The organism is Kitasatospora sp. NPDC096128 (genome assembly GCF_040303105.1).
Classification (GTDB): Bacteria; Actinomycetota; Actinomycetes; order Streptomycetales; family Streptomycetaceae; genus Kitasatospora.
In genome coordinates this window covers 84214-101623 of the sequence record NZ_JBEOSP010000019.1, presented here as the reverse complement: position 1 = coordinate 101623, position 17410 = coordinate 84214, and the positions used below count along the sequence as shown (strand labels likewise).

The following is a 17410-nucleotide window of genomic DNA, read 5'->3' as shown; positions in this document are numbered from 1 at the left end:
CCACCCTCATGAGCAATGTCAACCGCCTTCGCCCGCGCCGCTCCTGCCTCGCCGTACCGGGCAGCAACCCGCGCTTCCTGGAGAAGGCCCAGGGCCTCCCGGCCGACCAGGTCTTCCTCGACCTGGAGGACGCCTGTGCCCCGCTGGTCAAGGAGAGCGCCCGCCACACCATCGTCGACGCGCTGAACAACGGCGACTGGGGCAACAAGACCCGCGTCGTCCGCGTCAACGACTGGACCACCCACTGGACCTACCGCGACGTGATCACCGTCGTCGAGGGCGCCGGCCCCAACCTCGACTGCATCATGCTGCCGAAGGTCCAGGACGCCGAGCAGGTCAAGGCGCTCGACCTGCTGCTCACCCAGATCGAGAAGACCATGGGCTTCGAGGTCGGCAAGATCGGCATCGAGGCGCAGATCGAGAACGCCAAGGGCCTGATCAACGTCGATGCCATCGCCGAGGCCTCGCCCCGGCTGGAGACCATCATCTTCGGCCCGGCCGACTTCATGGCCTCGATCAACATGAAGTCCCTGGTGGTCGGCGAGCAGCCGCCCGGCTACAACGCCGACGCCTACCACTACATCCTGATGCGCATCCTGATGGCCGCCCGCGCCAACGACCTCCAGGCGATCGACGGCCCGTACCTGCAGATCCGCAACGCCGAGGGCTACCGCGAGGTGGCCGGCCGCTCCGCCGCCCTCGGCTTCGACGGCAAGTGGGTGCTGCACCCGGACCAGGTCGCCATCGCCAACGAGGTCTACTCCCCCTCGCAGGAGGACTACGACCACGCCGAGCTGATCCTCGACGCGTACGACTACTGCACCTCCGAGGCGGGCGGCGCCAAGGGCTCCGCGATGCTCGGCGACGAGATGATCGACGAGGCCAGCCGCAAGATGGCCCTGGTCATCTCCGGCAAGGGCCGGGCCGCCGGCATGCAGCGCACCACCAAGTTCGAACAGCCCGGATCCGACCAGAAGGCGGAGGCGTAGCACCATGCAGTTCGGACGCACCTACGAGGAGTTCGAGGTCGGCGCGGTCTACAAGCACTGGCCCGGCAAGACCGTCACCGAGTACGACGACCACCTGTTCTGCCTGCTCACCATGAACCACCACCCGCTCCACATGGACACCAACTATGCGGAGAAGACGACGGACTTCGGCAAGAACGTCGTGGTGGGCAACTACATCTACTCGCTGCTGCTCGGCATGTCCGTCCCGGACGTCTCCGGCAAGGCGATCGCCAACCTGGAGATCGAGTCGCTGCGCCACATCGCGCCGACCTTCCACGGCGACACCCTCTACGGCGAGACGACCGTCCTGGACAAGTGGCCGTCCAAGTCCAAGGACGACCGCGGCATCGTCTACGTCGAGACCAAGGGGTACAAGCAGGACGGCACGGTCGTCTGCGTCTTCCGCCGCAAGGTGATGGTGCCGACCGCGACGTACATCAAGGAGCGCGGCGGCGAGCAGCCGGGGCGCCCCGAGCCGCTCGCCTGAATCCCCTCTCCCCTCTGCAAACCCCTGTAGACCCCGGACGGGAAGGCCGCCGTCATCGGCCGACCCCCACCCGGTCGGGGGCCCTGCTGCCGCAGCCACGCCGGCAGGGCCCCCGGAAATCCCCCCCCCCCCCGCCCGTTTCAGACATTCCGGAGCCGCACGATGGGACGCCTCGCACAGACCGACGGCCTCACCGAGATCCAGCGGGACATCCTCGCCACCGTGCGGGATTTCGTCGACAAGGAGATCATTCCGGTCGCGACCGAGCTGGAGCACAAGGACGAGTACCCGACCGCCATCGTCGAGGGCATGAAGCAGCTCGGGCTGTTCGGCCTCACGATCCCCGAGGAGTACGGCGGCCTCGGCGAGTCCCTGCTCACCTACGCCCTGGTGGTCGAGGAGATCGCCCGCGGCTGGATGTCGGTCTCCGGCATCGTCAACACCCACTTCATCGTGGCGCACATGATCAACGCCCACGGCACCCAGGAGCAGAAGGACTACTTCCTGCCGAAGATGGCCGCCGGCGAGATCCGCGGGGCCTTCTCGATGTCCGAGCCCGGACTCGGCTCCGACGTCTCCGCGATCTCCACCAAGGGCGTCAAGGACGGTGACTCCTACGTCCTCAACGGCCAGAAGATGTGGCTCACCAACGGCGGCACCTCCACCCTGGTCGCGGTCCTGTGCAAGACCGACGAGGGCGGCAGTTCCCCGTACAAGAACATGACCACCTTCCTGATCGAGAAGACGGCCGGTTTCGGCCCGAACCCGACCGTCCCCGGCCTCACCGTGCCCGGGAAGATCGAGAAGATGGGCTACAAGGGCGTCGACACCACCGAGCTGGTGCTGCAGGACGTGCGGATTCCGGCCAACCGCGTCCTCGGCGGCGTCCCGGGCCGCGGCTTCTACCAGATGATGGACGGCGTCGAGGTCGGCCGGGTCAACGTCGCCGCCCGCGGCTGCGGCGTGGCCCGCCGCGCCTTCGAGCTCGGCATCTCCTACGCCCAGCAGCGCTCCACCTTCGGCAAGAAGATCGCCGAGCACCAGGCGATCCAGTTCAAGCTCGCCGAGATGGCCACCAAGGTCGAGGCCGCCCACCAGATGATGGTCATGGCCGCCCGCAAGAAGGACAGCGGCGAGCGCAACGACCTGGAAGCCGGCATGGCCAAGTACCTGGCCTCGGAGTACTGCAAGGAGGTCGTCGAGGACGCCTTCCGGATCCACGGCGGCTACGGCTTCTCGAAGGAGTACGAGATCGAGCGCCTCTACCGCGAGGCCCCGATGCTGCTCATCGGTGAAGGAACTGCGGAGATCCAGAAGATGATCGTCGGACGCCGGCTCCTGGAGGAGTACAAGATCGCCGAGTGACGGCCCGGCCCCGCCTGAGCGCGGGGACCGCCGAGTGATCGCGGGGCCGCCCGGATTGACGGGCGGCCCCCTCAGAACCGCCGGTCGACGGGCGTGCGGGCCCGTCCCGGCAGAGCGCCGTGCCATCTCACGGCCCGGCCTGGTCCGCCTGGGCCCGGCACGGCCTCCGGAAAGCGGCCGCAGGGCGTACAGCTGCAGCAACGCGCCCTGCGGCCGCTTCCGTACACCTTCTTCCACCCGCTACGGCCCGTGTCCCCCACCGGGTTCCGACCGCACCCCTGCTGAGACAAGAGTCACCAGCCGTGTCAGGTCCCTTGGGAACCGGACCGGGGCGAGCTACGGTCGTAGAGGTGGGACGCGCATACGCACTCCCACCGGACACATGAACGAGCAGGCGGGTTGCCCACCCACCGTGTGCTCCCGATAGCATCCACCGGGACAGCAAGCCGTCCCTCTATTACCGATTCCGCGGTGGCCCCCGTCCAGCGGCCATGATCCCCCGCGACAAAGGTCTTCGATGCCCATCAGCCCGTCCCCTCACACCTCCGTCACGGACCGCGATGCCCTCGCAGCCCCGGCGGCCGGTCGGCGACCCCGCGTGACCATCGCGCGCGGAGCCACCCCCTGGTTCGTCCCCACCCTCGCCACGGCCGCCGTGACCACCGCCCTCACCCGGCGCAACGGCAAGTGGGCCCTGGCCGCGGTACCGGCCTGCGCGCTCGGCGCGGGCATGCTGTGGTTCTTCCGCGACCCCGAGCGTGAGATCGGCACCGGCAGAGTCATCTCCCCCGCCGACGGCGTGGTCCAGAGCATCGACGCCTGGCCGGACGGCCGCACCCGGGTCGCGATCTTCATGAGCCCGCTCAACGTCCACGTCAACCGGGCGCCCCTGCCGGGCACGGTGACGTCGGTCGAGCACGTCGCCGGCGGCTTCGTGCCGGCCTTCAACAAGGACAGCGACCAGAACGAGCGGGTCGTCTGGCACTTCGAGACCGAGCTCGGCGACATCGAGATGGTGCAGATCGCGGGGGCCGTGGCCCGTCGCATCGTGCCGTACGTGGCCGCCGGAACCAAGGTCGAGCAGGGCGACCGGATCGGCCTGATCCGGTTCGGCTCCCGGGTCGACACCTACCTGCCGGCCGGCGTCGAGGTCGGCGTCGAGGTCGGCCAGAAGACCACAGCCGGGGTGACGCGCCTTGACCGTGACTGATCCTGAAACAATCGTCGGCCTGGACGACGAGGAGACGGCCCTGCGCCGTCGCCGCTGGGCGCGCGACCGCGAACTGCGCGCCCCGCGCTCCCCGCAGCACCTGTCCACCGCCGACTTCCTGACCCTGGGGAACGCCGTCTGCGGCTTCCTGGCGATCTACTCGATCACCACCGGGGTCCTGGTCCCGCACATCACCAACCCGGACGCCGCTCCGGACCGGCACAGCGCCGCCACCGCGGTGACGCTGCTGCTGATCGGCTCGATGTGCGACCTCTTCGACGGCCTGGTGGCGCGGAAGCTCCGCTCCTCCGCCCTCGGAGCGGAACTCGACAACCTGGCCGACCTGATCAGCTTCGGCATCGCGCCGGCCTACTTCGTCGCGGTCTGGGGCATGGTCTCCCAGGGCTCCAACACCAAGCTCTCGGCGCTGATCGCGCTGACCGTGCTGCTCGCGGTGGTCCTGCGGCTGGCCCGCTTCTCGGCCGTCAAGATGCGGCCCGGGGTGTTCCAGGGCATGCCCTGCCCGATGGGCGCGATGACGGTCATCGCCATCGTGCTGCTCGACCCGCCGTTCCTGCCCGGTCTGCTCGCCATCTTCGGCGCCGCGTACCTGATGGTCAGCCGGATCGAGTACCCGAAGCCCCAGGGGCTGCTGGCCACCGCCACGCTCTGCTGGGTCGTCGTGGCGATCGGCTGCCTGGCCGCCTGGGCGACCGGGCTGCCCGGTGGCGACACCCTGATGCACATCGGGGCCTTCGCCCAGATCACGCTCGCCGCGATGGCGCCGCTGCTGGTGATCCGGCGCAAGGTCGGGCAGAAGGTCGGCGACGTCCGCGCCCGACGGGCGGAGTCGCGGCTCGGCTGAGTCACGCTGTACACGGCAGAGGGGCCCGGAACCATCAGGTTCCGGGCCCCTCTGCCATGCTCGTGCAGGTGTGCGGGCTAGGCGCCGCCGGTGTGGACGCTGAAGGCCGAGCGGCGGGCCGCCCGGGCCACGCCCGGATCCGGGTGCACCCCCGAGACCGCCGTCAGCACCGAGGCCGCCCGCGGGTGCCCGGACTGCCGGGCCCGGGCGAACAGCCGTACCGGATCGCCCGCCGCGGCGCCCTCGACGTGCCCCACCAGCAGCTCCGTCTCGCCGTGGTCCAGCACCGCCGCCGCCGTGTCCACCCACAGCCAGGCCGCGTCCTCGGCGCCCAGCACGTCCGCCGGGGACACACCCTCGTCGGCGCGCTCGGCCAGCCACAGCAGCGCGTAGGGGCGCAGCACCGGGGCGTCCACCGCCGCCCGCACCGCCTGCTCGGCCGGTCCGCCGGCCACCCGCAGCGCCTCGAAGGCCAGGCCGCGCACCAGCGCGTCGTCGCCCCGGGCCGCGTCCAGCAGCTCGGCCACCGCGCGGTCCGCCGGGCGGGCCGCCACCCAGGCGCGGAACTCCGCCCGGGCCGGGCCCGGCGAGTAGTCCGCGCAGGCGTTCAACAGCTCGAAGGCGCTCTGCTCGATGTGCCCGGCCGCCGTCTGGGCGACGGTGCAGATCTCCTCCAGCTTCGCCCGGACCGCCCAGTGGCCCAGCGGGGAGAGCTCGGCGGCGTCGTTCCGGCGCACCACGGCGCCGACCGCCGTCAGGCCGTCCAGCATCCAGTCCAGGACGGCGGCCACGTCGGAGGGCGCGGGCGGGGTGTCGATCTGCGGCGCCCGGCAGGTGCCGCGGACCGCCGACACGGCGGAGGCGGCGTGCGGCACGGGCGACAGGCCCGCGCCCCCGCTGCCGCCGACCCGGCGCTCGTCCAGGCCGCGGCGCAGCAGCTCCAGGAGCTCGCTGTCGGCGACCGGGCCGTCCACCAGGTGCAGGAAGGAGAGCAACTGCGGGGCCTGGTCCACGGCCTGACCGGCCAGGACGGCGAACACCCCGCGCAGCGCGGCGGGCGGCACCGGGGCGAGCAGCGTCCAGGCGTCGAACAGCCCGGACCAGCCGCGCACCACGGCCTCGTCGTCGTGCTCCCAGGCGTGCAGGCGCCAGCCGGGGCCGGCTCCGCCGTCCCGGGCCTCCACCAGGCCCACCAGCAGCGCCTGGCCCCAGGCCTTGGCCGCCGCGCCGACCGTCATGGCCAGCGCGCGACCGGCTGCCCGGGCGTCCTCCGGGAGCAGCTCGCCGCGCTTGTCGACCTCCGCCAGCTCCCCGGCCCAACGGGCGATCCGGACGGCGTCCACCAGCATCCGACGGGCCAGCGGGGCGAGTTCGGCCGGCGCGGGGAAGCCCTCCGGCACCGGAACCCGGCCCCGGCCGGGCGCCGGAGCGGGCCCCCGGCGGCGGGGTACACCGGCCCCGCCCGGCCTGCCACCGGAGGGCCGGTTGGCCGTACCGGGGAGACGGGTCACCGTCGCACCGGTTCCGATCGTCGGCGGGAGCGGGGCATCACGGTCGCGCGGGTTCCGAGACGTCACGTCGAGCAGTCTTCCCCTTGTACGGGCCTTCTGTCACATCCGGTTGTCCGTACGACCGCTCGACCGGGGAGAGCACCTCCGCAAGATCGGGCAACAGCGGCAAACCGCCTGGCCGGAAACGCGTGGCGGGGTCATGCCAGGGCGGGTTCGGCGCGTCGCGCTGCTCGTTCGGGCGGTCACGCTGCGTGTGGGGGTGGGGTTTTCGCGGGGCGGCGGGGGGTGGGGGTGGCGGAAGCGGAGGGGTGGAATCCGGCCGGCTGGCATGTGCCTGTGGGCGGACGGGGTTGCACGGGAAGTCGGCGGGGTCGACTTCTGGTGCGGTGGGGGGCTCTGCCGAGGGCTTGTATGGGGAGCAAATTGTGTCCCGTTAGCCCATGGATTCAGGGTTGTCGGGTCCGGGGGCGCAGGGTTTGGATCCGGGGGCGCAGGGTTTGGATCCGGGGGCGCTGGGGTCAGAGGAGAGGCGTCAGCCAGCGGCGGAGGAGTTCGGTGTAGTGGTCCGGGGCCGAGTTCCAGAGCGCCGCGTGCTCGGCGCCCGGGAAGCGCTGGAGGTTCACCACGTCGTGGCGGGCCGCGGCCAAGCGCTCCACCGCGTCGATCGGCGCGATCCGGTCGTCCGGACTGTGCAGCACGAGGGTGGGGACCCTCAGGTCCGCGCCCTCCGCGAGCCGGGAGGAGTCCGCCAGGTCGACGCCCGTACGGCCCTCCGCGGCCAGCGCTCCGAGCTCGGCGGAGACCCCGGTGAAGCCGGCCCGGGCGGCGTCCCGGCGGGCCGAGGCGGGCAGGTCGAGGACCGGCGAGTCGAGCACGATCCCGCTGATCGCATGGGCCCAGGCCGACCGGGCCGCCGTCTGCAGCACCGTCGTCGCGCCCACCGACCAGCCGTACAGGATCACCCGGCCCGCGCCGTGGTCGAGCGCCAGCCGCATCGCCGACTCGACGTCCCGCCACTCGGTCTCGCCGAAGTGGCTGTAGCCGTCCGGGGAAGCCGGGGCGCCCTCGTCGCCGCGGTAGGTGACCGCCAGCGCGGGCAGGCCCAGGCGGTGCAGGACGGGCAGCACCGGGAGAACCTGTCGGCGGTCGGACTCCGGGCCGTGCACCAGGACCACCCAGGTCCCGCGCTTGCCGCCGAGCAGCCAGACCGGGAGCGCGCCGAGTTCACCCTCGGCGGTGGTGTCGGTGAAGGCCAGGCCGAGCGCGGAAGTCGGGTCGCCCAGGTACACCCGCGGGGTGAAGCGGACCTCCGTACCGGGTGTCAGGGTGCCCCGGTCCGCCCGGACCAGCCGGCGGGTGACGCCCTGCTCGTCGCTGTGCAGGACCTCCTCCACCACCGCATGCCCGTTGTCGTCCCACTCGACCGCCCAACGGCCGGGCCGCAGGCTGTCCGGACGGCGGCTGAACGTCACCCGGCCGGCCGCGAGGCTCTGCACCAGCACCGGCCCGGACTCCGGCCCGACACCCCCCGGCCCCATCCCCGGACGGACCATTCGCTCGGAGGCCCGACGGCCCACCACCAGGACGACGGCCCCGGCGGCGGCGGCCGCCACGACGGCTGCGGTTCCCCAACGCATTTCGATCCCCGCTCTGTTCATGCTGTTCATGGACCCGGATGGTGTTCGAGCACCAGTCCACAAGGGGGGTGGCGAGGGGGCCACTGGGCGGGGGCTGTCCGGGGGACCGCTGCGCGGGGGGCTTGGGTGTGGGGGGCTCTCGGGAGGGTGGGTGACGCCGGGGGCGGTTCCGGGGGTGGGCGCTCCGGGGGCTGGATGATTTTCCGACCGCCGACCCTCATCGAGGGGGCTGAGACCGTTGGCGGTCGGAAAATCACCCGTCACGCCCCTCTCCGCACCCACCCCCTCCACCGCCCCCTCCCGCAGCGCGTCCCTCTCGCCTGGGGCGAGGGAGGGGGAGGGGGGTGGTTGGGGTGGGTGGGTTGGTGCGGGTGGGTGGGGCGGGTGGGTGGGGTGGGGCGTTGTGGGCGCGCGGGGGTGGGGCCCGCGTGCCCTGTTGCCTTGGGTGGGGGCCGGTCAGATGGGGATGGCGGAGTGGTGGGTGCTGAGGAGCTGCCAGAAGCGGGGGGTGAGGGGTGGGGTGGGGGTGGTGGGTTGGGTGGTGGTGCCCCAGTGGGAGGGGATGTGGTGTTCCTGGTGGAGGAGGGGGAGGACGGCGGCGAGGTCGGGTTCGGGGACGGGTACCAGGTGGGCGATCGGGCGGAGGTGGGGTTGCCAGCGGCCGGTCACGCATTGGCGGAGGAGACGGTCCAGGGCCTCGCGGCGGCCGGTGGCCTCGACCAGTTCGGTGAGGCGTAGGCCCAGGACTTGGGCGAGGGCGTGGGTCTGGTCCGGGTCGCCGTCCCAGCGGCCGGTGAGTTCGGCCTGGCGGTAGGTGGGCAGGGGGATGCCGACCCGTTCGGCGACGGTCTCCGGGGGGAGCTCCCGGGCGAGGCGGTGGTCGCGCAGGCTGACGGGGTGGCCTGGCATCAGGGAGGCGGCCGGGCACCAGAGGGCGCGGGCCAGGGCGATGAACTCGGCTTCGCCGGGGCGCAGCACGCCGTCCTCCCAGGCCAGGACGTGACCGGGCAGCAGCCGGACGCCGTGTGCGGCCATGCCCTCGGCGACCTGTTCGGGGGTCAACCCGAGGCCGGCCCGGTGGGCGCGGGCGGCCTCCGGCGAGAACGGCACCGGGGTGGGGGCGACGACGGGTGGCTTTCTGCGGCGCATGGCCGAACCGTAGGCGCGGCCGGCGGCGCGGCCCCAGCCGTCGAACGCACGAAGCGGGGGTGCCGGGCCCTTCGTGGCGCTGGGCGATCGCACAGGGCGGGGGCGGGTTCGTCGTGTGACCAACCCCTCCGTGACCTCGGTTGACTCCCGGTTCGGACGCGTGATGGGATCCTGGGGCCAAACGGAGGCATGGAGAGGAAGCCGGTGCGAGTCCGGCGCGGTCCCGCCACTGTCACCGGGGAGCACGTTCGGACATGCCACGGCGGGCCGTCAGGAGCCGCTGGAAGGCCCGGGGGTGCGTCCGACCCGGAAGCCAGGAGACTCTCGCCACCGGTACGTCGATCCAGGGCGCGGACCCTGAGTGAGGACACCCACGCGATGCAGGCTGCCCCGCCCGGTTGGATTCCCAGCTTTTCGTTGTTGTGCGCCCGCTGACCCGGGCCGCCGCCTTCGCGGTGGGCGCCGTCGCGGGCTACGCCGCCGACGCCCGTTTCGCCGATCCGCGCCGCGGCCACCCCGTCGCCCTGTTCGGCAGTGCCGCGGGCCGGCTGGAGCGGCGGCTGTGGCGCGACGGCCGGGCGGCCGGCGCCGGGTACACCGCGCTGTGTGTGGGTGCGGTCGCCGCCGGCGCGCTGGCCCTGGACCGCACGGTCGGGCGCCGTCCGGTGGGCCGGGCCGCGCTGGCCGCAGCGGCGACCTGGACGGTGCTCGGCGGCACCTCGCTGACCAGGGAGGCGCGCACCATCGGCCGCTCGCTCGCCGCAGGTGACCTGGCGGCCGCCCGGGAGCGGCTGCCGCACCTGTGCGGGCGGGATCCGAGCGCGCTGGACGGGCAGCAGATCGCCCGGGCGGTGGTCGAGTCGGTGGCGGAGAACACGGCGGATGCCGTGGTGAACGCACTGGCCTGGGGTGCCCTGGCCGGCACGCCGGGGCTGCTGGCGTTCCGCGCGGTGAACACCCTGGACGCCATGGTGGGCCACCGCTCGCCCCGGTACACCCGGTTCGGCTGGGCCTCGGCCCGGCTGGACGACGTCGCGGGCTGGCCGGGCGCCCGGCTGACGGCCCTGCTGACGGTGGCCGCCGCGCCCGAGCCCGGGACCGCCTGGCGGGTCTGGCGCCGGGACGGCTCCGCGCACCCGAGCCCGAACGCGGGCCAGGCCGAGTCGGCCTTCGCCGGGGCGGTCGGCGTCCGGTTGGGTGGGACGTTGCAGTACGGGGAGCGGGTCGAGCACCGGCCCGTCCTGGGTGCGGAGTTGCGGCCGGTGACGGTGGACGACATCGAGCGGGCCTGCACGCTGTCCCGGCGGGTGGGCGCGCTGGCCTTGGGTACGACGGTCGCGGGGCACGTCCTGCTGCGGATGCTGATGGGGAAGAAGGGGAACGCGTGAGCGAGCGAAGCGAGGTGGGCGCGTGAGCGAGCGCAGCGAGCGAACCATGGGGAGGGGCGCGTTGGGCGAAGCGCCTGCCGAGCGAAGCGAGGTGGGCGCATGAGTACGGCCAACGCACTGCTGGTCGCGGGGACGACCTCGGACGCGGGCAAGAGCGTGGTGACGGCCGGGATCTGCCGTTGGCTGGCCCGCCAGGGCGTGCGGGTGGCGCCGTTCAAGGCGCAGAACATGTCGCTGAACTCCTTCGTCACGGCCGACGGCGCCGAGATCGGCCGCGCCCAGGCGATGCAGGCGCAGGCCGCCCGGGTGGAGCCGGAGGCGGCGATGAACCCGGTGCTGTTGAAGCCGGGCGCGGACGGCCGCAGCCAGGTGGTGCTGCTCGGCAGGCCGGTGGCCGAGGTGGGTGCGCTGGACTACCGGGAGCGCAAGCCCGTCCTGCTGGAGCGTTCCCTGGAGTGCCTGGCGGATCTGCGCGCCCGTTACGACGTGGTGGTGTGCGAGGGGGCCGGCTCGCCCGCCGAGATCAACCTGCGTGACCGGGACATCGCCAACATGGGCCTGGCCACGGCCGCCGCGCTGCCCGTGGTGGTGGTCGGGGACATCGACCGCGGCGGGGTGTTCGCCGCGATGTACGGGACGCTGGCGCTGCTGTCGGCGGAGGACCAGCGGCACGTGGCCGGCTGGTTCGTCAACAAGTTCCGCGGCGATGCCCGGCTGCTGGCGCCCGGGCTGGAGATGCTGCGCGAGCTGACCGGCCGGCCGGTGCTGGGCACGCTGCCGATGCTGCCGGGCCTGTGGCTGGACGCCGAGGACTCGCTGGACCTGTCCACCGTGGTGGACCGGGTGGACGGGCCCGGTCCGCTGGGGGCGGACGTGCTGCGGGTCGCCGTGGTGCGCTTCCCCCGGCTGTCGAACTTCACCGACCTGGACGCGCTGGCCCAGGAGCCGGGCGTGCTGGTGCGCTGGGCGACCCGGCCGGAGGAGCTGGCCGACGCCGACCTGGTGGTGCTGCCCGGCACCCGGGCGACCGTGGCGGACCTCGCCTGGCTGCGCGAGCGCGGCCTGGAGCCGGCGCTGAAGGCGCGGGCGGCGGCCGGGCTGCCGGTCCTCGGGGTGTGCGGCGGCTACCAGATGCTGGCGCGCTCGATCGAGGACGAGGTGGAGTCGAAGGCGGGTGTCGTCGCCGGGCTGGGGCTGCTGCCGACGGATGTGCGGTTCGGCGTCGAGAAGGTGCTGGCGCGGCCGGTCGGCGAGGCGTACGGGCAGCGGGTCGAGGGGTACGAGATCCACCACGGGGTGGTGGCCGTGGACGGGGGCGTTCCGTTCCTGGACGGCTGTCGGGTCGGCTCGGTCTGGGGCACCACCTGGCACGGCGCGTTGGAGAACGACGGCTTCCGCCGCGAACTCCTGCGCGAGGTCGCCGACTTGGCGGGCCGGGCGTTCGTGCCGGCGCCGGGCACCTCGTTCGCGGCGGCGCGCGAGGCCCGGCTGGACCGGCTGGGCGACCTGATCGAGGAACACGCGGACACCGACGCGCTGTGGAAGCTGATCGAGGGCGGGGTGCCGGCGGCCGGAGCGCTGCCGTTCCTCCCGCCCGGGGCACCTGGGAGTGACGCATGAGTGAGGTCCGCTATCCCTTCACCGCAATCGTCGGCATGGCCGACCTGCGGCTCGGGCTGCTGCTGAACGCGGTCTCCCCGGCCGTGGGCGGCGTGCTGGTGCGCGGCGAGAAGGGCACCGCCAAGTCGACCATGGTGCGCGCACTGGCCGGACTGCTGCCCGCCATCGCCGTGGTGGCGGACTGCCGGTTCGCCTGCGACCCGGCCGCGCCGGACCCGCAGTGCCCGGACGGGCCGCACGCCGACCTTGAGAGTCGCGAACGGCCCTCCCAGCTGGTCGAGTTGCCGGTCGGTGTGGCCGAGGACCGGATCGTCGGCTCGCTCGACCTGGAGCGCGCGCTGGCCGAGGGCGTCAAGGCGTACGAGCCCGGGCTGCTCGCCAAGGCGCACCGCGGTGTGCTGTACATCGACGAGGTGAACCTGCTCCAGGACCACGTGGTGGACCTGCTGCTGGACGCCGCCGCGATGGGCCGCTCGTACGTCGAGCGCGAGGGCGTGTCGGTGCGGCACGCGGCGCGGTTCCTGCTGGTCGGCACCATGAACCCGGAGGAGGGCGAGCTGCGGCCGCAGCTGCTCGACCGTTTCGGCCTGACCGTCGAGATCGCCGCCACCCGGGATCCGGCGGAGCGCGCCGAGGTGGTCCGGCGCCGGCTCGCCTACGACGCCGATCCGGCCGGCTTCGCGGAGCGGTTCGCGGCGGAGGAGCGGGCGCTCGCCGAACACATCACCGTGGCGAGGGACTTGCTGCCGAAGGTCGAGCTGACGGATGTGGCGTTGCGTCAGATCACGGCCGTGTGCGCCGCGTTCGAGGTGGACGGGCTGCGCGCGGACATCGTGATGGCCCGCACCGCGGTCGCGCTGGCCGCCTGGGCCGGGCGGACCGAGGTGCTGGAGGAGGACGTCCGCAAGGCCGCCCAGCTGGCGCTGCCGCACCGGCGCCGCCGCAACCCCTTTGATGCCCCGGGGTTGGACGAGGAGCAGCTGGACCGCACGCTGGAGGAGCACGCCCAGCCGGACGAGCCGGAGCCGGAGGGCGACGGGCCGGAGGATGACGGGGGCGGCCCGGACGGCGGTGGCGACGGTGGCCCGGGTGACGGCGGTCCCGACGGCGGGGGCGCGCCCGAGCCGGCCGACGGTGGCGCCCCGGAGGCTTCCGCCCCCGAGGACGCCGAGGCGCCCGGGCCGCAGCCCGTGCCCGCCCAACACCCCTCCCCCGCGCGGGAGTCGACGCCGGTCGCGGCCGGTGACCCGTACCGGACGCGGCTGTTCACCGTGCAGGGCACCGGCCATGGCGCCCAAGGCCGCCGCTCCCCCGCGGAGACCACCGGCGGGCACACCATCCGGGCCCGCCGCCCGCAGGGCACGCTGAGCCGGCTGCACCTGACCGCGACGCTCCAGGCCGCTGCTCCGCACCAGGTGGCGCGCGGGCGGGCCGGCCGGGCGCTGGTGCTGCACAAGGACGACTTCCGCGAACAGGTGCGCCAAGGACGGGAGTCCAACCTGGTGCTGTTCGTGGTGGACGCCTCCGGCTCGATGGCCGCCAGGCAGCGGATGGCCGCCGTCAAGGGCGCGGTGCTGTCGCTGCTGATGGACGCCTACCAGCGCCGGGACAAGATCGGCATGATCACCTTCCGCGGCGCGGACGCCGAGCTGGCACTGCCGCCCACCTCCTCGGTGGAGGTCGGCGCCGCCCGGCTGGAGACGCTGCCCACCGGCGGGCGCACCCCGCTGGCGGCCGGCCTGCTGCGCGCCCACGAGGTGCTGCGGGTCGAGCGGCTGCGCGACCCGAACCGGCGCCCGCTGCTGGTCGTGGTGACCGACGGCCGGGCCACCGGCGGGCGGGACGCGCTCGCCCGCTCCCAGCGGGCGGCTGCGCTGTTCGCCGCCCAGGGCACCGCGAGCGTGGTCCTGGACTGCGAGTCCGGGCCGGTCCGACTGGGCCTGGCCCGCACCCTGGCCGGGCTGCTCGGCGGCAGCGCCGTCAGCCTGGACGAGCTGCGCGCGGAGGGCGTGGCCTCGCTCGTCCGCGCGAACCGTTCGACCACTTCGATCCGAAAGGCGGCCTGAGCCGACATGCCCAAGGGTGTCCCCGAGAGCGTTCCCGACGACGGTCTGACGACCCGTCAGCGCCGTACCCAGCCGATCACCGCCGTGCACACCGGCCCCGGGAAGGGCAAGTCCACGGCCGCCTTCGGCATGGCGCTGCGGGCCTGGAACCAGGGCTGGTCGGTCGGGGTGTTCCAGTTCGTGAAGTCCGCCAAGTGGAAGGTCGGCGAGGAGAACGCGCTGCGCGTGCTCGGCGCCTCCGGCGAGGGCGGCACCGTCGACTGGCACAAGATGGGCTCCGGCTGGTCCTGGATCCAGCGCTCCGCCGAGCAGGAGATGACCAGCGAGGAGGCCGCCAAGGAGGGCTGGGAGCAGGTCAAGCGCGACCTCGCCGCCGAGACCTACCGCTTCTACGTGCTGGACGAGTTCACCTACCCGATGCACTGGGGGTGGATCGACCCGGAGGAGGTCGTCTCGGTGCTCAAGGAGCGTCCGGGCAGCCAGCACGTCGTCATCACCGGCCGGTACGCGCCCGAGGCGCTGACCGGAGTCGCCGACCTGGTCACCGAGATGACCAAGGTCAAGCACCCCATGGACGCCGGCCGCAAGGGCCAGCGCGGTATCGAGTGGTGACCTCTTGAGCAACGTCCCCCGCCTCGTCGTCGCCGCGCCCTCCTCGGGCGCCGGCAAGACCACCGTCGCCACCGGCCTGATCGCGGCGCTCGCCGCGCGCGGGTTGGCGGTGTCACCGCACAAGGTCGGCCCCGACTACATCGACCCGGGCTACCACGCGCTCGCCGCCGGGCGCCCGGGCCGCAACCTGGACGCCTTCATGTGCGGGCCGGAACGGATCGCGCCGCTGTTCCTGCACGGCGCGGCCGGGGCGGACGTCGCGGTGGTCGAGGGCGTCATGGGCCTGTTCGACGGAGCCTCCGGGCGCGGGGAGTTGGCGTCCACCGCGCACGTCGCCAAGCTGCTGCGGGCCCCCGTGGTACTGGTGGTGGACGGCTCCTCGCAGTCCCGCTCGGTGGCGGCGCTGGTGCACGGCTTCGCCTCCTGGGACCCGCAGGTGCGCCTGGCCGGGGTGATCCTCAACCGGGTCGCCTCCGACCGGCACGAGCAGCTGCTGCGCGAGGCGCTGGAGGAGGGCTCCGGCGTGCCCGTACTGGGCGCGCTGCGCCGCTCGGCGGCCGTGGCCACGCCGTCCCGGCACCTCGGGCTGATCCCGGCGGTGGAGCGGTCGGCGGAGGCGCTGAAGGCCGTCGCCGACATGGGCGAGCTGGTCGCGGCTTCGGTGGATCTGGACGCGGTGCTGGAACTCGCGCGTACGGCTCCGGAGTTGGACGCCGAGCCGTGGGACGCTTCGGTGGAGGTGACGCCGGTCGGCGGGCGGCCGCGGATCGCGGTGGCCGGCGGTGCGGCCTTCTCGTTCTCGTACGCCGAGAACGCCGAACTGCTCGGCGCGGCGGGCGCGGAGGTCGTCCCGTTCGACCCGCTGCACGCCTCGGCGCTGCCGGAGGGCACCACCGGTCTGGTCATCGGCGGCGGTTTCCCGGAGTTGTACGTACGGGAGTTGAGCGGGAACGCCGAACTGCGGCGGGCCATCTCGGAGTTCGCGGCGGCGGGTGGCCCGGTCGCCGCCGAGTGCGCCGGACTGCTCTATCTGGGGCGGGAGTTGGACGGCCTGCCGATGTGCGGGGTGTTGGACACCGACGCCCGGATGACCGAACGGCTCACCCTCGGCTACCGGGAGGCCGTCGCCCTGCACGACTCCCCGCTCGCCCCGGCCGGCACCCGGCTGCGCGGGCACGAGTTCCACCGGACGGTCTGCGAACCGGGCGCGGGCGAACACCCCGCCTGGGGCTGGCGCCTGCCGACCGGGCCGCGCACCGAGGGCTTCGCCGCCGGGAACGTGCACGCCTCGTACCTGCACCTGCACTGGGCCGGGGCCCCCGGGTTGGCGGAGTCGTTCGCGGGGGCCGCGGCGGCGTTCGATGCGGGGGCGTCCTGAGGGCTGTCCTCCTTAGGATGCCCGGATGGATGTGATCGTTCTCAACGGCGGTTCCAGCTCCGGGAAGTCGAGCATCGCCCGGCGCTTGCAGGAGCTGCTGACGGAGCCGTGGCTGCACCTCGGCGCGGACACCATGGTGGACGCGCTGCCGCCGTGGCTGCTCGGCGGCGAGGAGGGCATCGGCGGCCTGACGGGCGGGGACGGCACGGTGGAGGTCGGGCCGGCCTTCGCCCGGCTGGACGCCGCCTGGACGCTCGGCGTGGCGGCGATGGCCCGGGCCGGCGCCCCGGTCCTGGTGGACGAGGTGTTCCTCGGCGGGGCCGCCTCCCAGCAGCGGTGGCGCGCGGCGCTGGACGGTCTGGACGTGCTCTGGGTAGGCGTGCGCTGCGACCCGGCGGTGGCCGCGGCCCGGGAGGCCGCGCGCGGCGACCGGGTCGCCGGGATGGCTGCCGCGCAGGCGGAGGCGGTGCACGAGGGCGTCGGGTACGACCTGGTCGTGGACACCTCGCGGGCTTCGGCGGAGGACTGCGCCGACGCGATCCTCGCCCGCATGGCGGCGACGCGATGAGCCCCGCGCGGGCGGCCTCCTGCGGTTGACTGTCCGGCAGCACCCCCTTCCCACGGAGGCACGCCCATGGCCAGGCAGTACGAGTACACCGCCGAGATCAACTGGACCGGCAACCGGGGCACCGGCACCAGCGACTACCGCGCCTACGCCCGCGACGTCGAGGTGACGGCCGAGGGCCTGCCGGGCATCCCCGGCTCCGCCGACCCCGCCTTCCGCGGCGACCCGGCCCGCTGGAACCCGGAGCAGTTGCTGCTGGTCGCGCTCTCCCAGTGCCACCTGCTGTCGTACCTGCACCAGTGCGCCGTGAACGGGGTCGTGGTGACCTCGTACGTCGACCGACCGGTGGGCACCATGGCCGTGACCCCGGAGGGCGGGCGCTTCACCTCGGCGGTGCTGCACCCGCGGGTGCAGGTCGCCGAGCCGGGGATGGTGGAGCCGGCGCTCGCCCTGCACGCGGCGGCGAACCGGGGCTGCTTCATCGCCAACTCGGTGAACTTCCCGGTGCGCCACGAGGCCGAGGTGACGGTGGGGGTCGCGGGGTAGC

General features: G+C 73.6%; 15 protein-coding genes and 1 riboswitch. Of the genes, 12 read left to right on the top strand and 3 right to left on the bottom strand.

What is annotated here, in order from left to right; translation table 11 throughout:
* Positions 1 to 8 precede the first annotated feature (8 nt).
* The 5 genes from ABTY61_RS22145 to ABTY61_RS22125 all read left to right on the top strand — a co-directional run bounded on the left by ABTY61_RS22145 (position 9) and on the right by ABTY61_RS22125 (position 4937).
* Positions 9 to 989: an HpcH/HpaI aldolase/citrate lyase family protein gene (locus tag ABTY61_RS22145; protein ID WP_350506745.1), complete on the top strand. Its 981-nt coding sequence runs from the start codon at positions 9 to 11 to the stop codon at positions 987 to 989.
* Positions 990 to 993: 4 nt separating this feature from the next.
* A complete protein-coding gene (locus ABTY61_RS22140) occupies positions 994 to 1497 on the top strand; it encodes a MaoC family dehydratase (protein ID WP_350506744.1) in 504 nt (167 codons plus the stop codon).
* A 162-nt stretch (positions 1498 to 1659) separates the two neighbouring features.
* On the top strand, positions 1660 to 2862 hold the full coding sequence (locus ABTY61_RS22135; RefSeq protein ID WP_350506743.1) for an acyl-CoA dehydrogenase family protein: 1203 nt from the start codon (positions 1660 to 1662) through the stop codon (positions 2860 to 2862).
* A gap of 517 nt (positions 2863 to 3379) precedes the next feature.
* Entirely contained in the window at positions 3380 to 4072 is a 693-nt protein-coding gene (locus ABTY61_RS22130; protein WP_350506742.1) for a phosphatidylserine decarboxylase, read from the top strand.
* Positions 4059 to 4937, top strand: a complete 879-nt coding sequence (locus ABTY61_RS22125) for a CDP-alcohol phosphatidyltransferase family protein (protein ID WP_402490705.1) — start codon at positions 4059 to 4061, stop codon at positions 4935 to 4937. The genes ABTY61_RS22130 and ABTY61_RS22125 overlap by 14 nt, the downstream gene beginning before the upstream one ends.
* A 77-nt stretch (positions 4938 to 5014) precedes the next feature.
* On the opposite strand, the gene ABTY61_RS22120 is transcribed toward ABTY61_RS22125, so the two are convergent.
* The 3 genes from ABTY61_RS22120 to ABTY61_RS22110 form a co-directional block, all read right to left on the bottom strand.
* The gene (locus ABTY61_RS22120; RefSeq protein ID WP_350506741.1) at positions 5015 to 6337 is read right to left on the bottom strand and encodes a hypothetical protein; all 1323 of its coding nucleotides are present in this window, start codon (positions 6335 to 6337) and stop codon (positions 5015 to 5017) included.
* Between the two features lie 629 nt (positions 6338 to 6966).
* Entirely contained in the window at positions 6967 to 8115 is a 1149-nt protein-coding gene (locus ABTY61_RS22115; RefSeq protein ID WP_350506740.1) for an alpha/beta hydrolase family protein, read from the bottom strand.
* Between the two features lie 426 nt (positions 8116 to 8541).
* Positions 8542 to 9234 carry a helix-turn-helix domain-containing protein gene (locus ABTY61_RS22110; protein ID WP_350506739.1) on the bottom strand — a complete coding sequence of 231 codons (693 nt, stop codon included), beginning with the start codon at positions 9232 to 9234 and terminating at the stop codon, positions 8542 to 8544.
* Between the two features lie 195 nt (positions 9235 to 9429).
* Positions 9430 to 9557: riboswitch (cobalamin riboswitch) on the top strand.
* A gap of 108 nt (positions 9558 to 9665) precedes the next feature.
* On the opposite strand from ABTY61_RS22110, the gene ABTY61_RS22105 reads away from it, so the two are divergent.
* The 7 genes from ABTY61_RS22105 to ABTY61_RS22075 all read left to right on the top strand — a co-directional run bounded on the left by ABTY61_RS22105 (position 9666) and on the right by ABTY61_RS22075 (position 17409).
* The gene (locus tag ABTY61_RS22105) at positions 9666 to 10622 is read left to right on the top strand and encodes a cobalamin biosynthesis protein (RefSeq protein ID WP_502895398.1); all 957 of its coding nucleotides are present in this window, start codon (positions 9666 to 9668) and stop codon (positions 10620 to 10622) included.
* Between the two features lie 99 nt (positions 10623 to 10721).
* Positions 10722 to 12242 carry a cobyric acid synthase gene (locus ABTY61_RS22100; RefSeq protein WP_350506737.1) on the top strand — a complete coding sequence of 507 codons (1521 nt, stop codon included), beginning with the start codon at positions 10722 to 10724 and terminating at the stop codon, positions 12240 to 12242.
* Positions 12239 to 14308 (top strand): putative cobaltochelatase, encoded by a 2070-nt coding sequence (locus tag ABTY61_RS22095; protein WP_350506736.1) that lies wholly within the window; start codon positions 12239 to 12241, stop codon positions 14306 to 14308. The genes ABTY61_RS22100 and ABTY61_RS22095 overlap by 4 nt, the downstream gene beginning before the upstream one ends.
* 6 nt (positions 14309 to 14314) lie before the next feature.
* Positions 14315 to 14920, top strand: coding sequence for a cob(I)yrinic acid a,c-diamide adenosyltransferase (cobO, locus tag ABTY61_RS22090; RefSeq protein ID WP_350506735.1), 606 nt, complete (start codon positions 14315 to 14317; stop codon positions 14918 to 14920).
* A gap of 4 nt (positions 14921 to 14924) precedes the next feature.
* Entirely contained in the window at positions 14925 to 16298 is a 1374-nt protein-coding gene (locus tag ABTY61_RS22085; RefSeq protein WP_350506734.1) for a cobyrinic acid a,c-diamide synthase CobB, read from the top strand.
* A gap of 25 nt (positions 16299 to 16323) precedes the next feature.
* On the top strand, positions 16324 to 16866 hold the full coding sequence (gene cpt / locus ABTY61_RS22080) for a chloramphenicol phosphotransferase CPT (RefSeq protein ID WP_350506733.1): 543 nt from the start codon (positions 16324 to 16326) through the stop codon (positions 16864 to 16866).
* A 66-nt stretch (positions 16867 to 16932) separates the two neighbouring features.
* On the top strand, positions 16933 to 17409 hold the full coding sequence (locus tag ABTY61_RS22075) for an OsmC family protein (protein ID WP_350506732.1): 477 nt from the start codon (positions 16933 to 16935) through the stop codon (positions 17407 to 17409).
* The last annotated feature ends 1 nt before the right edge of the window (position 17410 follow it).